This is a genomic window from Enterobacter sp. IF2SW-B1, assembly GCF_001743375.1.
Taxonomy (GTDB): Bacteria; Pseudomonadota; Gammaproteobacteria; order Enterobacterales; family Enterobacteriaceae; genus Enterobacter; species Enterobacter bugandensis.
Genome location: NZ_MJAA01000002.1, coordinates 373,115 through 390,908, shown reverse-complemented (window position 1 = coordinate 390,908; position 17,794 = coordinate 373,115). Strand labels below are relative to the sequence as shown.

Sequence of the window (17,794 nt, the reverse complement as noted above, 5' to 3'; positions counted from 1 at the left end):
TACGCCGGAAAAAAGTGCCAACAATGTAACCCAAGCCGCAGGGCATGTACATGGACCATTCTTTTGCAGCTTAAGAAATCTCTGGATCATGCTCGCATGTTGCGCAATCTGCTCGCCCGCGCCTGTAGATATTCCTTATACTTATCCCGCCCCGGCTTCGTTGCGGGGGCACTTTTCGGATTTTATTCAGTTTAACGAGTACGGAAGCAACCTCATGAAAATGCGTGCAATAGTGCTGGCCCTGGGTACAACGCTCGTGCTGAGCGGCTGTCAGAATATGGACTCTAACGGTCTGATGACCTCAGGTGCAGAAGCCTTTCAGGCCTACTCCCTGAGCGACGCGCAGGTTAAAGCGCTGAGCGATCAGGCCTGTAAAGATATGGACGGAAAAGCCACGCTTGCGCCGGCTGACAGTACCTACACACAGCGTCTGAATAAGATTGCTTCCGCGCTCGGCGATAACATCAACGGCCAGCCGGTGAACTACAAGGTTTACATGGCGAAAGACGTCAACGCCTTCGCGATGGCTAACGGCTGTATCCGCGTCTACAGCGGGCTGATGGATATGATGACCGACAACGAAGTGGAAGCGGTTATCGGCCATGAAATGGGTCACGTTGCGCTCGGCCACGTGAAGAAAGGGATGCAGGTTGCCTTAGGCACCAACGCCATTCGCGCGGCGGCGGCCTCTGCGGGCGGCATCGTTGGCAGCCTGTCCCAGTCGCAGCTTGGAGACGTAGGTGAAAAACTGGTTAACTCCCAGTTCTCGCAGCGTCAGGAGTCCGAAGCGGACGACTACTCCTACGATCTGTTGCGCAAACGCGGTATTAATCCATCCGGTTTAGCCACCAGCTTCGAAAAGCTGGCCAAGCTGGAAGCGGGTCGCCAGAGCTCCATGTTTGATGATCACCCGGCCTCAGAAGCGCGCGCGCAGCATATTCGCGACCGAATGGCCGCTGACGGAATTAAATAATTTTGGAAGGAGGCAATTTTGCCTCCTTTTTATTTCGCATGAATTGCTAACTAAATCGCACGTATCGGTAACACCTCTGAAAGCCCCGTCAAATCTACCCTTTCCGGCTGAAACGTCTGGTCACATATTTATTGCAATCGTTAATCTTTCCGGTAATTATCAAACGCGCAGTAATTCAATTTAATATATTAAGACAGAGACGTTCCCTCCGTGAAAAAAGAATTATCGTTAATTGCTTTTAGTTTATTCGCCGCATTACCCGCCGCTGCAAGCCAGCAATCTGACAGCAAGGGTTTTATCGACGACAGCCATTTAGACCTGTTTTTACGCAATGCGTATATCAGCCGTGACTACCATCAGGGCCAGCAGGATAAAGCCGAATGGGGTCAGGGCATCATCGCCACCTTTGAATCCGGCTATACCGAAGGGCTGGTGGGCTTTGGCGTGGACGGCATCGCGCAGTACGGCGTGCGCCTGGACGGCGGTCGCGGCAAGAGCGGCGCGGGCGGTATCGACTTCTTTAAACAGGAAGACGATGGCCGGGCCAAATCCGATTTAGCGAAATTTGGCGCTACCGCCAAAATGCGGATCTCGAATACCGTGCTGAGCTACGGTAACCAGCGTCCTGAACTGCCTATCGTTAACGCCGACAGCTCCCGCCTGCTGTTTGAAAGCTACACCGGTGCCATGCTGACCTCGAAAGAGCTCGACGGCCTGGAAGTGAACGCCGGTTATTTCACCGACGAGCAGCGTAAAAGCGACGACCGCCACGACAGCGGCCTGAAAAGCCTGACTTTCGGTGGCGCAAGCTACCAGTTCAACGACCAGTTCAGCGGCGCGCTATACGCCTCTCATAACGAAGAGGTGATGAACAAACAGTACCTGGGGCTGAATTACAAACAGCCGTTCAGCACCGGGCAGCAGCTGGTGCTCGACTTTAACGGTTATAACTCGCGTCTGGATCAGGGCTACGCTGACAGCCTCGACACGGGCCGCAGCAACACCATCTGGAGCCTGGCGGCGAGCTACATCTGGGATATTCACACGTTCAAAGTGGCGTACCAGCAGAGCAGCGGCAGCACCGGCTATAACTACGGCGGCTATCGCGACAAGGGCGGCGTGGGTGACGGCGGCAACACCATCTGGCTGGCGAACTCCTACTGGTCTGATTTTAACGGTGAAGACGAACGCTCATGGCAGGCCTCTTACGGCCTGGACTTCGGCGGACTCGGCCTGCCGGGCCTGAGCTGGACCACCGCCTACGTGCGCGGCGACAACATTAAGACGTCTGAAACCAGCAACGGCAAAGAGCACGAGTGGTTTAACCAGATCCAGTACCAGGTGCAGGATGGCCCGGCAAAAGATCTGAAGCTGAAACTGCGCTACTCCGTGCTGCGCGTCTCCAGCAACGCCAGCGACTATAACGTGGGCGGGGACGAGATCCGCGCCTACGTGGAATACCCGTTTAACGTGTTCTGATAAAACAAGCCGGGTGGCGGCTTCGCCTGACCCGGACTACTGTTTTCTCCCTCTCCCTGTGGGAGAGGGAGAAAACAGCTAGTAAAGCGTTTTCTGCGGCGGCCCGGCAAACTTCAGCGCGCCAATCTGACCCATCCGCACTTCCACTACCGACGGTCCCGGCATCGCCAGCGCTTCCGTCATCACGGCTTCAAAATCCTCTGCCCGCTCAACGCTCCACGCCTGCAGGCCAATTGCCTGTGCCAGCAGGGTAAAGTCCGGCGTATGCAGTTCGTTATAATACTGACGCCCGCCAAAATATTTATCCTGAATACCACGCATTACGCCGTAGCCCCCGTCGTTCATGATCAGCAGCGTCACGTTGGCTTTCTCCTGCGCCAGCGTCGCCAGCTCGCCTAAATTGAGGCTCAGGCCGCCGTCGCCCACCAGCCCCACCACCTTGCGCTGTGGGTTGGCAATCGCGGTGCCGATAGCCATCGGCAGGCCCATGCCAATCGCCCCGGCGAGGGAGTGAATATTCATCAGCGGACCGTTAGCCCTGAACAGGCGGCTACCCCACAGGCTGCCGGACACGGTGATATCGCGCACCAGCAGGCCGTCCTGCGGCAGGGCTTTTTCAATGGCGTCGTTGAGCTTCGCATAGGCGCCGCACTGCTCGCGCAGGCCCTGTCCAGCCTGCAATACCGCCTGCTGCACCTGCGCGTCCCACTGGGCGTTGCCCCACTCGCGGCCCTGCGCTTTTTCAGCCAGCGCGCCAAGCAGCGCTGAACAGTCGGCTATCAGCGTATTATCCATCAGGTAGTTACGGCTCGCCGCCGCCGGGTCGATATCTATCTGCACCCGCGGAGACGGCAACTCCAGCGTCCAGGAGCGGGTTTCGTTGCTGCGCAGGCGTGAACCGGCGACCAGCGTAAAATCACACTGCGAAATAAGAGCCTCAACCGACGGCGAGTTGTGGAACGCGCGCAGGCTGGCACGATGGCCGTCCGGCAGTACGCCGCGCGCGTGGGTGCTGGAGATCACCGTCACGCCCGCATCCGCCAGTTTTTTCACCGCGTCCGCGCTTCCCAGCGCCCCGCCTCCCAGCCACAGCAGCGGCTGTTTAGCCTGCCTGAGCTGCGCCCATAAAGCATCCACCATCGCGGGATCCACAGCTGCAACCGAAGCTGGTTTCACCGGTGCGGTCACCAGAGACAGAGGAATTTTAGCCCCCTGAATATCAATCGGAATTTCCACGGAGACCGGCCCGCACGGCGGCGTCTGCGCCTCCTGAATCGCTTTATGCAGGATGGCTATCGCCTGGCTGGCATTGCTGATGCGGTACGCCCGTTTTGAACTGGCCTTCAGGAAGGTCAGCTGGTCGCGGGTCTCGTGGATAAACCCGGTGTCGGCGTCCAGCCAGGCCTTCTCAACCTGTCCGGTTAAATGCAGCAGCGGCGTGCAGGCGTTCATCGCCTCCACCAGCGCGCCTACCGCGTTCCCCGCCCCCGCACCGGTGCTGGTCAGCGCCACGCCGAGGCCGGAAAACCGCCCGTGGGCGTCGGCCATGGTGACGGAACCCGCCTCGCCGCGCGCGGGCACGAAGCGGATTTTGCCCCGCTGCCCTACCGCGTCCGCGATCGGCAGGTTGTGAATGGAGATGACGCCGTAGATGGCCTCAACCTGATACTGCTCCAGCGTTCTGGCGATGGCGTCGCCGACGGTTATCATTTCGCTCATTGCTCACCCTTTCTCAGTCGCACCAGTGGTTGACGCTGTTACCCGTCGCCAGATAAATGCTCTTTTGCTGCATCCAGGCTTTCAGCCCCTGAATGCCCTTTTCGCGGCCCAGACCGCTCTCTTTAAAGCCCCCGAACGGGGTCGAAATCGCAAAAACTTTGTAGGTGTTGATCCACACCGTACCGGCCTCCAGCTGCTCGCTCAGGCGCAGCGCCCGCCCAGTGTCGCGGGTCCAGATCCCTGCCGCCAGGCCGTAAACCGAGTCGTTCGCCTCGCGGATCAACGCCGCTTCATCGCGAAACGGCATCGCCACCAGCACCGGGCCGAAGATCTCCTCCTGGCAGGCGCGGGCGCCGTTCGTCAGCCCTTCGATAATGGTCGGCTGGAAGAAGCTGCCGTTTGCGAGGTCAGGATCCGCCGGGATCTCCCCGCCGCACAGCACCCGGCCCCCCTCGCGCTTCGCCAGCTCGACGTATTCCTGCACGCTCTGGCGATGTTTCTCATTGATCAGCGGCCCAACGTGAACGCCGTCGGTGAAGGGGTGCCCTACGCGCAGCCCGCGAGTTAATTCCAGCAGCCGCGCCATCAGCGGCGCGTACAGGCTTTCGTGGATAAACAGCCGGGACCCGGCGATGCACGCCTGCCCTGCTGAGCTGAAAATGCCGTAGCAGATCCCGCGCGCGGCCTGCTCAACGTCGGCATCCTCCAGCACGATGGTCGGGGATTTACCGCCCAGCTCCAGCGACGCCGGGATCAGCTTTTCCGCGGCTACGTGCGCCAGATGGCGGCCCGTATTGGTGCCGCCGGTAAAGGAAATTTTTCGCACGCGGGGATGGCGCGCCAGCGCGTCGCCAATCACCGAGCCTTTGCCCGGCAGGACGCTCAGCAGCCCGGCTGGCAGCCCGGCCTGTTCAAAAATGCGCGCCAGCTCCAGCGCCATCAGCGGCGTGGCTTCGGCAGGCTTAAGGATCACCGCGTTCCCGGCGGCGATAGCCGGGGCGACCTTCTGCATCTCGCTGGCAATGGGCGAGTTCCACGGCGTGATGGCCGCCACCACGCCGAGCGGCTCATAGCGGCTTAGCGTCAGCAGGTCCGGCTGGCGCGGCGTGGGTAGCTCCCCTTCCAGCAGCTCGCAGGCGGCGGCGAAGTAGCGGGCCGTTCCCGCCGCGCTCATCACCAGCCCGCGCGCCTCCGCCAGCGGCTTGCCGTTATCCCGGCTCTGCATCTGCGCCAGCTCGTCAGCGCGGGACTCAATCAGATCCGCCACCTTGTGCAGGATCTTCGCCCGCATGTGCGGCAGGCTGTTGCGCCAGGCGGGATCGCGCCACGCGCGCTCGCCGGCCTCGATCGCGTCGTGCAGATCGTCAAGGTTTGCCGCGTTCAGCGTCGCATTGAGCGACCCGTCAGCCGGGAAGTGGCTCTGCATCGGGTTGCCACCGCCGCGTCGCCACTGGCCGCCGATAAAAATCTTCAGATCGTCCATCGTCACTCCTCAGCTCAGGGCCAGTTCGCGGCAGGCGCGCACCGCGCTGAGTGCCGCCAGGGTGGAGGTTTTAGGGTTAGACGCCAGCGGCAGCCCGCTCAGCTCCAGATGGAATTCGCCAAACAGCCCTTCTACGTGCAGCGTGTGGGTGTTACGTTTCGTTGCCGGGTCAACCATCAGCTGCACGCGGGTTTCATCCATCCCGACGCCGCCGAGCGCCACGGTCGCCGCCACGTTGGCGTTCGCCGGGAACAGGCGCGCCGCCTCGCGGGCGCTGCCTTCAAAAAAGACCTTCGCCTCTGAGACCGCGTTAAGATCGATAAGCTGCTCGGCATAGCTGCCGCGCCAGCTGGCCGGGCTTTTACGCGACTGATAGGTGACGCGCTCAAGCCCGCCCTCCTTCGCCGCCGCCAGCCCGTCGATGCCGGCGACCGCCCCGGAAAGCAGCGTCAGCTTTCCGCCCGCCGCGAGCAGGCGCTGCTCCAGCGCGCTGTCCGCCAGCGCGCCGGTGGAAATGACCGCCAGATGCCAGCCGCGACGCAGAATCGCTTCGCCGTACTGCGCAACCGCCTGCTGGCTGGCGCACTCCAGCACCAGATCGGGCGTTTGTGCGCACGCCATCGGCGAGGTCAGCACCTCGACCGCATCGCCAAACTGGTCGCGAATGGCGGCATGGTGAGACGCGCGCGCCACGATCCAGCCGATAGCCACGCCGGCGGGCAGACGCTCAATCACCGCCTGCGCCATGGCGCCATAACCAATTAACATTACCTTTTTCATGATGCGTCCTTACAGATGGCGGCAAAAGCCGCCGGAAACGTCCAGCGCCGCGCCGGTGGTAAACGAGGCCAGCGGCGAGGCGAGAAACAGCAGCGCCTGCGCGGGCTCCTGCGGCTTGCCGAGGCGCGCCATCGGAATGCCGCGCTTGCGCGCGATCTCCGCCGTCCACTCCGGCCAGCTCTGGCTTTTATCCGCCCGGCTTTCGAAGCGGCGCTGCCACTGGCCGGACTCGACCATGCCAAGCAGTATGGAATTGACGCGAATCCCTTTGCCTACCAGCTCTTTCGAGAGCGTCAGCGTCATGTTCAGCAGCGCGGCGCGGGCTGCCGATGTGGCGATCATGTGCTCTTCCGGCTGAAGCGCCAGCAGGGAGTTCACGCAGGTGATGGAGGCGATGTCGGACCGTTCCAGCAGCGGCTGAAACGCCTGCACCGGATTAATGACGCCAAACAGTTTAAGTTCGGCTTCGTGCAGCCACGCCTCGCGAGGCGTGTCGCTGAAGTGCGCCACGTAGCCCTGACCGGCGTTGTTGATCAGCATATCCGCCGCGCCAAAGCGCGCCTGCACCGCATCTGCGAAGGCCTGCACCTCGTCGGCGTTCAGCACGTCGCAGCGGTATGAGAAAATTTCCCCGTCAGGATAGTCGTTTTGCAGCGTCGCATGGGCGCTGGCGAGCCGGTCCGGGTCGCGGCCACAGAAGGCGACTCTCGCCCCTTCGCCCAGCAGCAGGCGCAGCGTCTCAAAGCCAATGCCGGACGAACCGCCGGTAACGACCGCTACGCGGCTGTCAATGTGTGCATTCATCGCGCACCTCTTCGTTAATGCGTAAAAGCTGTTGGTTAAAAAACGCGTCGTTATCGAGATAGCTCGCGTGTCCGGCCTGCGGAATCGCGGTAAACGGCATGCCGTAGCGCAGCGCCAGCCCCTGTACCAGTTCGGGCTGCGTGATCGCGTCCTGCTCGCCGCACCAGACTTCAAATTGACCGGCGTAACGCTTAAGCCAGCCGTGAATGTCGTCATGCGCCAGCATCCACGCGGCAGCGAGGTAGCCTTCGGGGCGCAGCCTGCGCATGCCCGCCGCGACAGTGGCGATATCGTCCGGGCGCGCGCCGGGGCGCAGCAGCTTCGCGGCGCGGGTCTGCGCGAGGATGTCGCCGCCGAGCGCCATCTGCTGCTCGCGATTACGCCAGACCTGCTCCCGCTGCGCCGGCGCGGCATTACCGTAGCCCTGCGCGGCGTCCGCCAGCACCAGATGAATGACGCGTTCAGGGAACTTCGCCGCAAACGCGCTGGCCACCAGCGCCCCCAGGGAATGGCCCACCAGTACCGCCTGCCAGACGCCTGCGCGGTCGAGCATCGCCGCCAGCGCGTCGGCGTAATCTCCGGCGTTCGCCCGCTCAACCGCCAGCATCGGGCTTTCGCCGTAACCGGGCATGTCCCACGCCAGCACGCGAAAGCCCTCCAGCGCCATCTGCTTATGCCAGGACGCAGCGCCAGAGCTGATCCCATGCAGCAGCATCAGCGGGATGCCGCTTCCCTGTTCACGAAAAGCCGTCATGTCGCCCCCTTAGTTCCGCTTCACTTTTGAGAGCGGATGATCGGAGGGATAGGTCGGGATTTCCGGCTTGTTGGTTCCCAGCATGACGCACATCAGCGCCTCTTCTTCCCCGTGGTTAAACAGGCCGCGATAGATGCCCGGCGGGACGGAGATCAGGTCTCGCTCTCGCAGCACGGTTTCGGTGTAGTTATCGCCGTCCTGGATCATCAGCGTGATCTGCCCTTTGAGCATGAAGAACACCTCCTCCACGTCGTCGTGCAGGTGCAGCGGCCCTTCGCACTTCGACGGCAGCACCATGGTGGAGAAGGTAAAATGGTCCGCCTGCACGGTATTGGTGTCGTTCGCCACGCCGGTTGCGCCGGTGCCGATGTAGCGCATCTGCGCCCGGCGGTATTTCGGGTCAAAATCGGCCTGGAACTTCAGCGCGTTCCAGTCGTACTTGCGGCCTTCGAAGCGCGCGATGCGCGACTCGACCCACTCTTCCATCGTCAGGTGGTCAGGTTTGATGCCTGTTTTGTTGGTTACGGTTGAATCAGTCATGACACTCTCCTCAGTAACGTCTCAGCAGCGGCAGTAACAGGACGCAGCCCACCGCCGCCATCACCGCCAGAAAAATCAGCCCGGAATCCATGCTGTGGGTGAAAGCGATCAGCGCGCCCATCACCGCCGGCGACAGCGCGCCCGCAAAGTTTCCCAGCCCGTTGAAGATGCCGCCCGCCGTGGCGCTCACCCTGGGATGGGTGGCCTTCGCCAGCAGGGCGAAAATGTTGGGGGCGCCGGTGCCCCACATAAAGGTGCTGAAGCTCATCGCCGCGATGATGGCAAGCGGGGTATCAAGGTGCATCACCGCCGCCAGCCCGACGGCTGCCCCTGCCATCGAGATAAAGCAGGCCGCCGCGCGCTTATCGACCCGGTCAGAGAGCCACGCGCCAATCACCTCTCCCGCCAGCATGGCGATGAACGGCATCGACGACAGCCAGCCCGCGTGCTCCAGATGAATGCCTTTGCCCTTGATGAGATAGCCCGGCAGCCAGCCGTTGATGCCCCACAGGTAGGTCAGAAAAGCGATGTTAAAGATGCAGATGATCCAGAAGTGCGGGCTGACAAACAGCTCGCGCCGCGCCGCGCGCCGCTCGTCCCGGGACGCCTGCGAGGTGCAGGGTTTTGCTTCCAGACGGATCCCGCGCAGGCCAACGCGCACAAAGATAAGCACCGGCACGGTCAGCATTGCCATGACAAAGAAGGTGCTCTGCCAGCCGAAGGTGTTCAGCAGCCAGAGGGAGAGCGGGAAGCCAATCGCGGCGCCGACCGGCGTGCCCAGCAGCCAGAGCATGGTGGCGCGCGCCTGTAAATGCTGCGGGAAGTTGTGGCGCACGATGGCGAAAGCCAGCGGGAACAGCGGCCCTTCCGCCACGCCCAGCAGGATGCGCAGAATAATCATCAGCGTGTAGTTATGGGTAAAGCCCATCGCCACCATCAGCACGCACCAGATCGCCATCATCCCGGTGAGCAGGCGCAGCGGCGCGATTTTGTCGCCTAAACCGCTCAAAAATACCGACGAAAAACCGTAGCTCAGCAGGAAGGCGCTCATCAGAATGCCGAGGCGCGTGGTGTCAAAATCGATGCCCATCGCCTGCTGGAAATGGCCGTCGGAAAAGAGCGCCGCGATGCTGATTTTGTCGAAAAAGGCCAGCAGCACGCAGGCCAGCAGCGACAGCGGGATGGCCCAGCGCACCGCTTTTTCAGGCGTGCGGGTTCCCTCACCGCTCGCCTCGACGGGCGCGGTGTTGGTCTCTAATGTGGTCATGTCTCCCCCTACGGGTGCGGGTTAGCTATCGCAATGACATCAGTGAAAAAGCCGGGTCGGCGAGCGGTACGTCCGACAGGTCCCGCCCCGCCGCCATCCAGCGCTTCGCCAGCTTGACGGTTCGCGCATCGTTGAGCGCCACCAGCTGCGTTAGCCGACCGTTGTCGTCCAGCGAGAAGTACAGCGCCTCTTCACGCACTATCGTTCGGCTGCCCGGCTGCGGAATGCCGAGGATCTGGATGTTGTGCTGATATTGATCCGACCACAGCCACGGCGCGTCGTCGTAGCCTGGCGCATCGGGGTTAAGCATGGCTTTCGCCGTCGCCACCGCCTGATTCTGGGCGAAGGCCCAGGACTGAATGCACAGGCCGTAGTGATGGTGCTGCGCCACGTCGCCGGCGGCAAAGATGAACGGATCGGACGTGCGCCCCTGGGCGTCCACCGCGATCCCCCGCTCGGTGCGAAGTCCCGCATCGCGCGCCAGCTCCAGATTGAGATCGACGCCGATCCCCACCACCACCGCGTCAAAGGTTTCGCGCTGGCCGTCGCAGTGCATGACCGGCAGGCCGTTATCGTCCTCCAGCTCCAGCGCGCCGCAGCCGGTACGGATCTCCACCCCCTGCTCGCGATGGATAGCCTCTAAGCGCTGCGACACCTCGCCGCTCACCGAGCGCATGCACAGCGCGGGCTGCTGCTCGAACAGCGTGACCGCCACGCCGCTTTTGCGCGCGGAAGCGGCAATCTCAAGGCCGATCCAGCCGCCGCCGACAATCGCCAGTTTTTTACTTTCCGCCAGACGCGCCTTCAGGCGCTGCGCATCCTGCCAGTGGCGCAGAGTGTAGACCTGCGGATGCGCCGCCCACGCCTGCGAAGGCAGGCGCGCCCGCCCGCCGGTGGCCATTAAAAGAATGTTGTAACTAAGACGTTCGCCGTTGCTTAAACGCACGGTTTTCGCTTCGCGATCGACTGATTCAGCACGCAGCGGGCGGTACCAGGTCAGGTTCAGCGCCTGCTGTGCTTCTTCGCTAAACAGCCGCGGGAGCGCCGCGTCCGGCTCCAGCAGAGACGCTTTCGACAGCGGCGGACGTTCGTAGAAATCCCACTCCTCTTCCGCCACCACGCAGATCTCGCCGTCGAAGCCCTCGTCGCGCAGGGTTTTCGCCGCCCAGCCGCCCGCCTGACCGCCACCGATAATGACAATGCGCGACGTCATACCGCCTCCGGCTTTTTCTGCTGGCGGCGCGTGTCGTGGTCAATCCCACCCTCCACCGCCCATTCGGTAAAGGAGACCAGGGAGTGCTCCAGCTCGCGCGGCTGCCAGTTTTCCGTCAGATAGTCGTCGTTGGTGTAATACTCAAACGCGCCGCCGGTCGGGCTATTGACGTACCAAAAATAGGCCGACGACACCGGATGGCGGCCCGGCCCGATAAAGGTGCTCCATTCATTTTTATTCATCGCGATACCGCCGCCGATCACCTCGTGGATGTCGCGCACGGTGAAGGCCACGTGGTTGAGGCCGCGCTTGCGGTTCGGCAGTTGCAGCAGGAACAGGTTGTGATGTCCGCCGCGCGCCCCGCAGCGCAGGAACACGGCGCGGTTGATGTAGCGGTCCGAAACCTGGAAGCCGAGCACCTCGCGGTAGAATTTTTCCACCGCCGCCAGCTCTTCTACAAAGAACACCACGTGCCCGACGTTGATCGGCTGGGCACGCTCATAAACCGGGCTCGGCGTGTCGATACGGCGGGCATCGCCCCACTGGTTGATCGGCTCAACGTTCAGCTCCACGTCGGTCTGCTGGCTGACCTGCACGCGCAGGGTCATGCCGTTCGGATCGAGGCATTCCAGCGCGTCGCCCACTTCGCGAAAGCCGGGCTGCTGCGCAAGCTTCGGGCGCAGCGCGTCGAGATCGGACTGTGTGGCAACCGCCCAGGTCATGCGGCGCAAGGTGTTGCCCGCTTCAAACGCCGGCGGCAGGTCGGGGCTGTCGATGGGGTTCAGCTCCACGCGCGCGCCGCTCAGGGTGGTAAAACGCTGGCCGCTGGCATCGCCCGTCAGGCCAAAATCACGCATAAATTTGGCGCAGTGCGTCAGGTCTTCCACGCCAAATTCCAGCTTTTCAATTCCGGTTACACTCATCGTTCGTTGCCTCATCTGGCCCAAATTGGGCGTAAAACATGCCCGACGCAGTCAAGCGCCTGACGTTAACTCGCTGATTTAGCTGGCCTGTGACAAATAGCCTAAGAAGCCAGAAATTTTATCCGCCGCGAGGCGAACCTCGTTTTGCAGCCGCTCGCGGTCGGTCTGCGGGATCTCTTCCGACGGCACCAGAATGCTGACCACCGCCGCCACGCGTCCGCTTCGGTCATACACCGGGTAGACGATGGAGGAGATGCCGTGGCGGAAGAAGGATTCGCCGATGACAAACCCGCGGGCTTTGTCCTGTTGCACCATCTGCCACAGGGCCTCGCGGTCGTGAAGCTGCCCCGGCGTGTTGCCCGGCAGGCGCTCGTGCGGGAACAACTGTTCGAAATCGGCGCGGGAAATATCGGTCAGCAACATGCGGCCCAGCGAGGTGCAGTGCACCGGCAGGCGGGTGCCAATGCTGACCTGATTGATGCGCGACCCGGCGGCGCTGACGCGGGCGATGTAGATAATGTCGCGCCCGTCGCGGATCGCCAGATGGCTGCTGCACTGGCTCACGTCGCGCAGCTGCTCGATCACCGGCTGGCCGACCTGCGCCACGTCCAGCGAGGCGATGTACTCAAAGCCGAGACGCAGCACGTTCATGCCCAGCGAAAAGGTATTGGTGCGCGCGTTGCGCTCCAGAAAGCCCATGTACTCCAGCGTCTGCACCACGCGATAGGCGGTCGCCTTCGGCATATCCACCAGCCGGTGCAGCTCGGCAAAGGTCAGATCGCGATGCTGCTCGCCAAAGGCCAACAGCAGCTGTAAACCGCGCTCCAGCCCCGGCACCAGATACTTCACTTCCTGATCGTTTGCCATAATCGCTACACCTTAGTTAAAGACAAAACCGCCGTTGACCGGGATCAGCTGCCCGGTGATAAACCGCGACAGATCGCTTAACAGCCAGACCACGCTGCCGGTGACGTCTTCCGGCTGCTGCGCGCCGGTTAACGCGCGGCCATTCTCGTAGAGCTGATGGCGCTCGGCCGGAACATATTCGGTCGCCTCGACGCGGGTTAACCCCGGCGCGATGGCATTAATGCGTATACGCTTTTCGCCCAGTTCGCGCGCCATTGAGCGGGTCATGGCAATCACGGCGCCCTTACTGGCGACGTAGGCCATCAGGCGCGGCGCGCCCCACAGCGCGGTGTCGGACGCAACGTTCACGATACCCGCGCCCTCGCGCAGCAGCGGCACCGCGGCGCGCGTCACCAGCCAGGTGCCTTTGACGTTGACGCTCATCACCCGATCCCAGAGATCCGGATCGTAATCGAGCATATTTTTGCCGCCGACGCCCGTCGCCATCGCCGCGTTGTTCACCAGGCCATCGATCTGACCCTGCTCGCCAATCGCGCTGAACACCTGCTCAATGGACTGTGGATCGGCCAGATCGATAACGTGCGGTTCGATCGCATAGCCCCGCTCGCTCAGGGCGTGGGCGCTTTCGGCCAGCTCACCCTTGAGGATGTCGCACATCACCACCGCTGCGCCCTGCTCCGCGCAGGCTTTGGCAAAGTGAAAGCCCAGCCCGCGCGCGGCGCCGGTTATGACGATGCGTTTGCCGCTCAGCAGCCCGTTCATCAGGCGGCTCCCTGCTGTTCTTCGCGCATCGCCAGCTGCTCTTTGGCGGCCTTTTGCATCATGCGGCGCAGGCGCGAGAGGCCGACGTCGTGCTGATACAGGTATTCATGGTCGCGGGCGTTTGGCGCCAGGCTTTCCAGCACCACGCGGTCCTGCTCCAGCACTTCCCAGTGCAGTTTTTCCAGACGGTTGCGGTACATGAAGCGCCACATGTCGCGCTGCCAGCCCTGCACCCGGCGAATGCGCCAGAAGAAGACGCGGCAGTTGTCGTTATCTTCCGGCACCACCATGCCGACGATAAAGAAGTGGCCGCCCGGCCCGAAGCGCTTCTTGTACGGAATGGAGAGGCGCATCCAGCAGGTGCCGCTGTTGCCCAGCTCCACCCAGTCAAAGTTGACGCCGCTCTGCCCTTTCTTCTCAAAAATAAAACCGGTTTTGGTCGGCTGGAGCACCATGTCGGCCTTGCGATCCCCTTCCGCCATTGAGTGCGACGAGGAGTGCAGATAGGTGCCGTGCATCGGATCCATCACGTTTTCCAGCGCGTACTGGTAATTGCATTTCCACGCGGCGGTGCAGAGGAAGTTGCTGAAGCTGTCCGTATCGGCGAGCTCGTCCGGGAAGGTCAGCTCGTCCGGCTGCTGGTCTGCGGTGACGCCAAACCACAGGAAGATTGCGCCGTGCGCCTCCTGCACGTTGTAGCTGCGCACGCACTGCTGGCCGACCAGCGGACATTTGTCCACGGCGGGCACGTCTTTCACCTCGCCGTTGCCCGCGACCTCCACGCCGTGATACCAGCAGGCAATGCGGTCCCCCAGGTTCCAGCCCATCGACAGGCGTGCGCCGCGGTGCGGACAGCGGTCCTCCAGCGCCTGCACCTGGCCGTCTTTGTTGCGCCAGACCACAATCTGTTCGCCCAGGCGGGTAATGCCCACCGGTGCAGACTGCACCTCCCAGCTCGCCAGCACCGGATACCAGAGGCCGCGCAGACCTTTATCGAGATAGTGTTGTACGGTAGTCGTCATCGCGTTGCCCTCAGTAGCCGTTAACCTGTAAGAATGCCTGGAAGCTGGCCTCGCTCCACGGCTCGCCCTGCTGATCGTGCATGCGCACCGCGTTCAGCCCGTTCACCAGCTCCGGTAAGGTTTCAACCCCCTGCTCGAAGAGATCTTCCAGCGTGGCGATGAGGTTCACTTCCCAGCTTTCCGGCTCGCGGCTGCGGGTCTGCCAGATCAGGTTCTGGTAATCACCCGGCTTATGGATCGCACCGTTACCGCCCTCGGCCGGTGGGGCAAACTGACGGCTTTCCGGCAGCGCCGGGTTGTAGTTCAGGGTGTCGCTCATGCCACGGTCTCCTCGACGAAGGTAATCTGAATCTCGTTTTCAAAAACCCGAACCGGGTAGCGGTTGAGGTTGCGCCCGCCGGGGCCGTGCAGGCACTGACCGGTTTTGACGTCAAATACCGCCTCGTGCAGCGGGCATTCCACCTTGCCGTCCTCCACGAAGCCCTGGCTCAGCAGGGCATAGGCGTGGGGGCATACGTCTTCCAGCGCGTAATATTCACCGTCAATCAAATACACGCCGATCTCTTTACCGTCGACGTTGCCGCTAAAAGGGAAATCTTCCTGTACTTGTTCTGCGTCACATACGCCTATCCAGCTCATCACGATCCTCCAGGCTTTTGTTTCATATATGAAACTCTGTTTCTTATTTAATACGGTCAATATAAAAGCGATGAATGTTTCGTCAAGCCGCAATGTGACGAATTTGTTAATCAAACGGCAATTAATTAACTAAGTGTGCAAAGGATCACGAAAAAATGCAGCGATATGAAATTTTCATTGTTTCGGTGTGAAAGAATACGATTTATCGATGACCTTAAATTTCAATAAACAGTGATTGACTTCTTTTCTTTTTGTTCCTTAAAAATAAAAGAAGTGAAAAACATGGTGTTTCACCTGTGAAACTTAATTTTATTTTTTCTTTAATAAACAATGAGTTTCACAGGTGAACCATTTTACCCACGTGACAATCACGCGCATAAAAATAGAAATAAGCGAAAACATAAGGCAGGCGTTATGACGGCAAGATGGCAAGGCACAGTGGCATTGTTATTACTGATTATTATTTTCTACGTTGACCGGGTGAATATTTCTGTAATGATTTTAAACCCGGAATTTGCTCAGCATTTTCAGCTAAATGAAAACAGAATGTTACAGGGAATGCTTATGACCTGTTTTCTGCTGGGTTATGGATTTTCAGCTTTATTATTAACTCCAGTTATTGAAAGCAAACTCCATTATCGACAGGGATTATTGAGCAGCATAGCGATGTGGGCAGCGGTATGCGCCATTTCCCCGCTGCTCGGATCGCTGATGGGCATGCTCGTCGCGCGCACGATCCTGGGGATCGCTGAGGGGCCGCTCTTTTCGCTGAAAACGCGTTTCATCAGCGATCACTTTAGCGCGCAGGAGATCGGCAAACCCAACGCCGTGACCGCGCTGGGCGTCTCGCTCGGGCTGACCGTGGGCTTTCCGCTGGTGACGTGGCTGATGGCGCATCTCGGCTGGGCCGGGTCGTTTTATGCCCTGGCGGCACTTAATCTGGTGCTGGGCGGCGGCCTTGTCTGGCGCTTCCTGCCCGCGCCGCGAAGTGCGGTGAAGATGAAAAAACCGGACTTTACAGAGACGTTTTCGCTGGCCTGGCAAACGCCGCTGCTCGGGTGGATCCTGCTGGTGGAGATTGCCACCCTGAGCTATCTCTGGGGGAGCAGCGCCTGGCTGCCCGCGTGGCTGCGCGACGAGCATCATTTCTCGCTGCACGCCACGGGCATGCTTGCGGCCATTCCCTTCCTGCTGAGTCTGGGCTCGAAGTTCCTCGGCGGGGTGCTGCTCGACAAAATGCGCCCGGAACAGGCGCCAATGCTGTTTGTGGTGGGCGGCGCGCTGACGGCGCTGTCCGTGGTCGCGCTGATGCTCAGCCATCAGCCTGCCTGGCTGGCGCTGTTTATGCTCTCGGCGAATATCTTCTGGGGGCTACAGGGGGCGGCTATTCCGGCGGTGATCCAGCATCACGCCGCGCGGGAAGCGGTGGGCAGCGCTTACGGCATTATCAACGGGATCGGCAATATCTGCGCGGCGTTTATTCCGCTGCTGATGGGGATGGTGATGAGGTCGGTAGGGTCAGTCAGCTCAGGCTTTTCGGTGCTGGTCGTCTCGCAGGTAATCACCCTGCTTGCCGGGGGAATGTTGCTGCTGCGCATGCGTCGCGCAGCAGCAATCAGCGCGTAAGGCTTATTCGCCTTTTTTCGCGGCCTGGATGTAGAGCATTTCCAGCGCCAGGGTCGCCGCGGCAAGCGCGGTGATTTCGGACTGGTCATAGGCTGGCGCCACTTCTACCACGTCCATCCCAACGATGTTCAGATCCTTCAGGCCACGCACCAGCTTGATGGCGCGGTCTGACGTCAGGCCGCCAATCACCGGCGTACCAGTACCCGGTGCAAACGCCGGATCCAGGCAGTCGATATCGAAGGTCAGGTATACAGGCATATCGCCGACGATCTGCTTAACCTGAGCCAGAATATCGTCCACGCCGCGATCGTTCACCTGGCCGGCGTCCAGCACGGTGAAACCGTTGTCTTTGTCGAACTCGGTACGGATGCCGATCTGCACGGAGTGGTTCGGATCGATCAGGCCTTCTTTCGGCGCGGTGTAGAACATGGTGCCGTGGTCGAACTCGCAGCCGTTCGCGTAGGTGTCGGTATGCGCATCGAAGTGCACCAGCGCCATTTTACCGAAGTGCTTCGCGTGAGCGCGCAGCAGCGGCAGAGTGACAAAGTGGTCACCGCCGAAGGAGAGCATGCGTTTGCCGGCCGCCAGCAGTTTCTCTGCGTGCGCCTGCAATTTTTCGCTCATTTCGCGCGCGTCGCCGAAGGCGTACACCAGGTCACCGCAGTCCACCACGTTCAGGCGCTCGCGCATGTCGAAGTTCCACGGGAAGCGGTTGTGCTCCCAGGCCAGGTTGGTGGAAACCTGACGGATTGCCGCCGGGCCGTGACGTCCACCCGCGCGACCGGAGGTTGCCATGTCGAACGGTACGCCGGTGATCACCCAGTCCGCGTCGCTGTCGTACGGCTGGAAGTTCATTGGAAGGCGTAAAAAACCAAACGCGTTAGATACCAGAGAGTTATCGTACTGATGACCTAAAGTGCTCATGTCCTGACCTCTTTTAACG

Annotated in this window: 18 protein-coding genes; 3 read left to right on the top strand and 15 right to left on the bottom strand. The window is 61.1% G+C overall.

Annotation, left to right across the window (positions count from 1 at the left end):
* The first annotated feature begins 214 nt into the window (after positions 1-214).
* Both A6013_RS06260 and A6013_RS06255 read left to right on the top strand, forming a co-directional pair.
* A complete protein-coding gene (locus A6013_RS06260) occupies positions 215-973 on the top strand; it encodes a M48 family metallopeptidase (protein WP_028014340.1) in 759 nt (252 codons plus the stop codon).
* Between the two features lie 210 nt (positions 974-1,183).
* Positions 1,184-2,452 carry an OprD family outer membrane porin gene (locus A6013_RS06255; protein WP_069732733.1) on the top strand — a complete coding sequence of 423 codons (1,269 nt, stop codon included), beginning with the start codon at positions 1,184-1,186 and terminating at the stop codon, positions 2,450-2,452.
* A 78-nt stretch (positions 2,453-2,530) separates the two neighbouring features.
* Here the strand turns inward: A6013_RS06255 and A6013_RS06250 are convergent, their stop codons facing one another.
* From A6013_RS06250 to A6013_RS06185, 14 genes are all read right to left on the bottom strand, one after another.
* The gene (locus A6013_RS06250; RefSeq protein ID WP_069732732.1) at positions 2,531-4,171 is read right to left on the bottom strand and encodes a thiamine pyrophosphate-binding protein; all 1,641 of its coding nucleotides are present in this window, start codon (positions 4,169-4,171) and stop codon (positions 2,531-2,533) included.
* A gap of 13 nt (positions 4,172-4,184) precedes the next feature.
* Positions 4,185-5,654: an aldehyde dehydrogenase gene (locus A6013_RS06245; protein WP_069732731.1), complete on the bottom strand. Its 1,470-nt coding sequence runs from the start codon at positions 5,652-5,654 to the stop codon at positions 4,185-4,187.
* 9 nt (positions 5,655-5,663) lie between these two features.
* Positions 5,664-6,434 carry an aspartate dehydrogenase gene (locus A6013_RS06240; protein WP_069732730.1) on the bottom strand — a complete coding sequence of 257 codons (771 nt, stop codon included), beginning with the start codon at positions 6,432-6,434 and terminating at the stop codon, positions 5,664-5,666.
* A gap of 9 nt (positions 6,435-6,443) precedes the next feature.
* Positions 6,444-7,238, bottom strand: coding sequence for an SDR family oxidoreductase (locus A6013_RS06235; protein WP_069732729.1), 795 nt, complete (start codon positions 7,236-7,238; stop codon positions 6,444-6,446).
* On the bottom strand, positions 7,222-7,992 hold the full coding sequence (locus A6013_RS06230; RefSeq protein WP_069732728.1) for an alpha/beta fold hydrolase: 771 nt from the start codon (positions 7,990-7,992) through the stop codon (positions 7,222-7,224). The genes A6013_RS06235 and A6013_RS06230 overlap by 17 nt, the downstream gene beginning before the upstream one ends.
* A gap of 9 nt (positions 7,993-8,001) precedes the next feature.
* Positions 8,002-8,532, bottom strand: coding sequence for a cupin domain-containing protein (locus A6013_RS06225; protein ID WP_017382915.1), 531 nt, complete (start codon positions 8,530-8,532; stop codon positions 8,002-8,004).
* A gap of 10 nt (positions 8,533-8,542) precedes the next feature.
* Complete coding sequence (locus A6013_RS06220) at positions 8,543-9,799, bottom strand: MFS transporter (RefSeq protein WP_069732727.1); 1,257 nt, start codon at positions 9,797-9,799, stop codon at positions 8,543-8,545.
* A 25-nt stretch (positions 9,800-9,824) separates the two neighbouring features.
* A complete protein-coding gene (locus A6013_RS06215; protein WP_069732726.1) occupies positions 9,825-11,012 on the bottom strand; it encodes an NAD(P)/FAD-dependent oxidoreductase in 1,188 nt (395 codons plus the stop codon).
* Positions 11,009-11,935 (bottom strand): VOC family protein, encoded by a 927-nt coding sequence (locus tag A6013_RS06210; RefSeq protein WP_069732725.1) that lies wholly within the window; start codon positions 11,933-11,935, stop codon positions 11,009-11,011. The genes A6013_RS06215 and A6013_RS06210 overlap by 4 nt, the downstream gene beginning before the upstream one ends.
* Before the next feature lie 78 nt (positions 11,936-12,013).
* Positions 12,014-12,802, bottom strand: coding sequence for an IclR family transcriptional regulator (locus A6013_RS06205; RefSeq protein WP_028014350.1), 789 nt, complete (start codon positions 12,800-12,802; stop codon positions 12,014-12,016).
* Between the two features lie 12 nt (positions 12,803-12,814).
* Positions 12,815-13,564: an SDR family oxidoreductase gene (locus A6013_RS06200; RefSeq protein WP_003860050.1), complete on the bottom strand. Its 750-nt coding sequence runs from the start codon at positions 13,562-13,564 to the stop codon at positions 12,815-12,817.
* Positions 13,564-14,586 carry an aromatic ring-hydroxylating dioxygenase subunit alpha gene (locus A6013_RS06195; RefSeq protein WP_028014352.1) on the bottom strand — a complete coding sequence of 341 codons (1,023 nt, stop codon included), beginning with the start codon at positions 14,584-14,586 and terminating at the stop codon, positions 13,564-13,566. Before A6013_RS06195 ends, A6013_RS06200 begins: the two co-directional genes overlap by 1 nt.
* A 10-nt stretch (positions 14,587-14,596) precedes the next feature.
* On the bottom strand, positions 14,597-14,905 hold the full coding sequence (locus A6013_RS06190; RefSeq protein WP_028014353.1) for a recombinase-like helix-turn-helix domain-containing protein: 309 nt from the start codon (positions 14,903-14,905) through the stop codon (positions 14,597-14,599).
* Complete coding sequence (locus A6013_RS06185) at positions 14,902-15,225, bottom strand: non-heme iron oxygenase ferredoxin subunit (protein WP_048206642.1); 324 nt, start codon at positions 15,223-15,225, stop codon at positions 14,902-14,904. Before A6013_RS06185 ends, A6013_RS06190 begins: the two co-directional genes overlap by 4 nt.
* Before the next feature lie 414 nt (positions 15,226-15,639).
* On the opposite strand from A6013_RS06185, the gene A6013_RS06180 reads away from it, so the two are divergent.
* Positions 15,640-16,851, top strand: coding sequence for an MFS transporter (locus A6013_RS06180; protein WP_069732724.1), 1,212 nt, complete (start codon positions 15,640-15,642; stop codon positions 16,849-16,851).
* A 3-nt stretch (positions 16,852-16,854) separates the two neighbouring features.
* On the opposite strand, the gene speB is transcribed toward A6013_RS06180, so the two are convergent.
* Positions 16,855-17,775 (bottom strand): agmatinase, encoded by a 921-nt coding sequence (gene speB, locus A6013_RS06175; protein WP_017382921.1) that lies wholly within the window; start codon positions 17,773-17,775, stop codon positions 16,855-16,857.
* Positions 17,776-17,794 lie beyond the last annotated feature (19 nt).

Excerpts from the sequence above, each read along its gene's own strand:
- A6013_RS06235 (WP_069732729.1), bottom strand. The coding sequence starts at position 7,238 with ATGAATGCACACATTGACAGCCGCGTAGCGGTCGTTACCGGCGGTTCG.
- A6013_RS06195 (WP_028014352.1), bottom strand. The coding sequence starts at position 14,586 with ATGACGACTACCGTACAACACTATCTCGATAAAGGTCTGCGCGGCCTC.
- A6013_RS06260 (WP_028014340.1), top strand. The coding sequence starts at position 215 with ATGAAAATGCGTGCAATAGTGCTGGCCCTGGGTACAACGCTCGTGCTG.
- A6013_RS06250 (WP_069732732.1), bottom strand. The coding sequence starts at position 4,171 with ATGAGCGAAATGATAACCGTCGGCGACGCCATCGCCAGAACGCTGGAG.
- A6013_RS06215 (WP_069732726.1), bottom strand. The coding sequence starts at position 11,012 with ATGACGTCGCGCATTGTCATTATCGGTGGCGGTCAGGCGGGCGGCTGG.
- A6013_RS06225 (WP_017382915.1), bottom strand. The coding sequence starts at position 8,532 with ATGACTGATTCAACCGTAACCAACAAAACAGGCATCAAACCTGACCAC.
- A6013_RS06205 (WP_028014350.1), bottom strand. The coding sequence starts at position 12,802 with ATGGCAAACGATCAGGAAGTGAAGTATCTGGTGCCGGGGCTGGAGCGC.
- speB (WP_017382921.1), bottom strand. The coding sequence starts at position 17,775 with ATGAGCACTTTAGGTCATCAGTACGATAACTCTCTGGTATCTAACGCG.
- A6013_RS06180 (WP_069732724.1), top strand. The coding sequence starts at position 15,640 with ATGACGGCAAGATGGCAAGGCACAGTGGCATTGTTATTACTGATTATT.
- A6013_RS06220 (WP_069732727.1), bottom strand. The coding sequence starts at position 9,799 with ATGACCACATTAGAGACCAACACCGCGCCCGTCGAGGCGAGCGGTGAG.
- A6013_RS06210 (WP_069732725.1), bottom strand. The coding sequence starts at position 11,935 with ATGAGTGTAACCGGAATTGAAAAGCTGGAATTTGGCGTGGAAGACCTG.
- A6013_RS06200 (WP_003860050.1), bottom strand. The coding sequence starts at position 13,564 with ATGAACGGGCTGCTGAGCGGCAAACGCATCGTCATAACCGGCGCCGCG.
- A6013_RS06185 (WP_048206642.1), bottom strand. The coding sequence starts at position 15,225 with ATGAGCTGGATAGGCGTATGTGACGCAGAACAAGTACAGGAAGATTTC.
- A6013_RS06230 (WP_069732728.1), bottom strand. The coding sequence starts at position 7,992 with ATGACGGCTTTTCGTGAACAGGGAAGCGGCATCCCGCTGATGCTGCTG.
- A6013_RS06190 (WP_028014353.1), bottom strand. The coding sequence starts at position 14,905 with ATGAGCGACACCCTGAACTACAACCCGGCGCTGCCGGAAAGCCGTCAG.
- A6013_RS06245 (WP_069732731.1), bottom strand. The coding sequence starts at position 5,654 with ATGGACGATCTGAAGATTTTTATCGGCGGCCAGTGGCGACGCGGCGGT.
- A6013_RS06240 (WP_069732730.1), bottom strand. The coding sequence starts at position 6,434 with ATGAAAAAGGTAATGTTAATTGGTTATGGCGCCATGGCGCAGGCGGTG.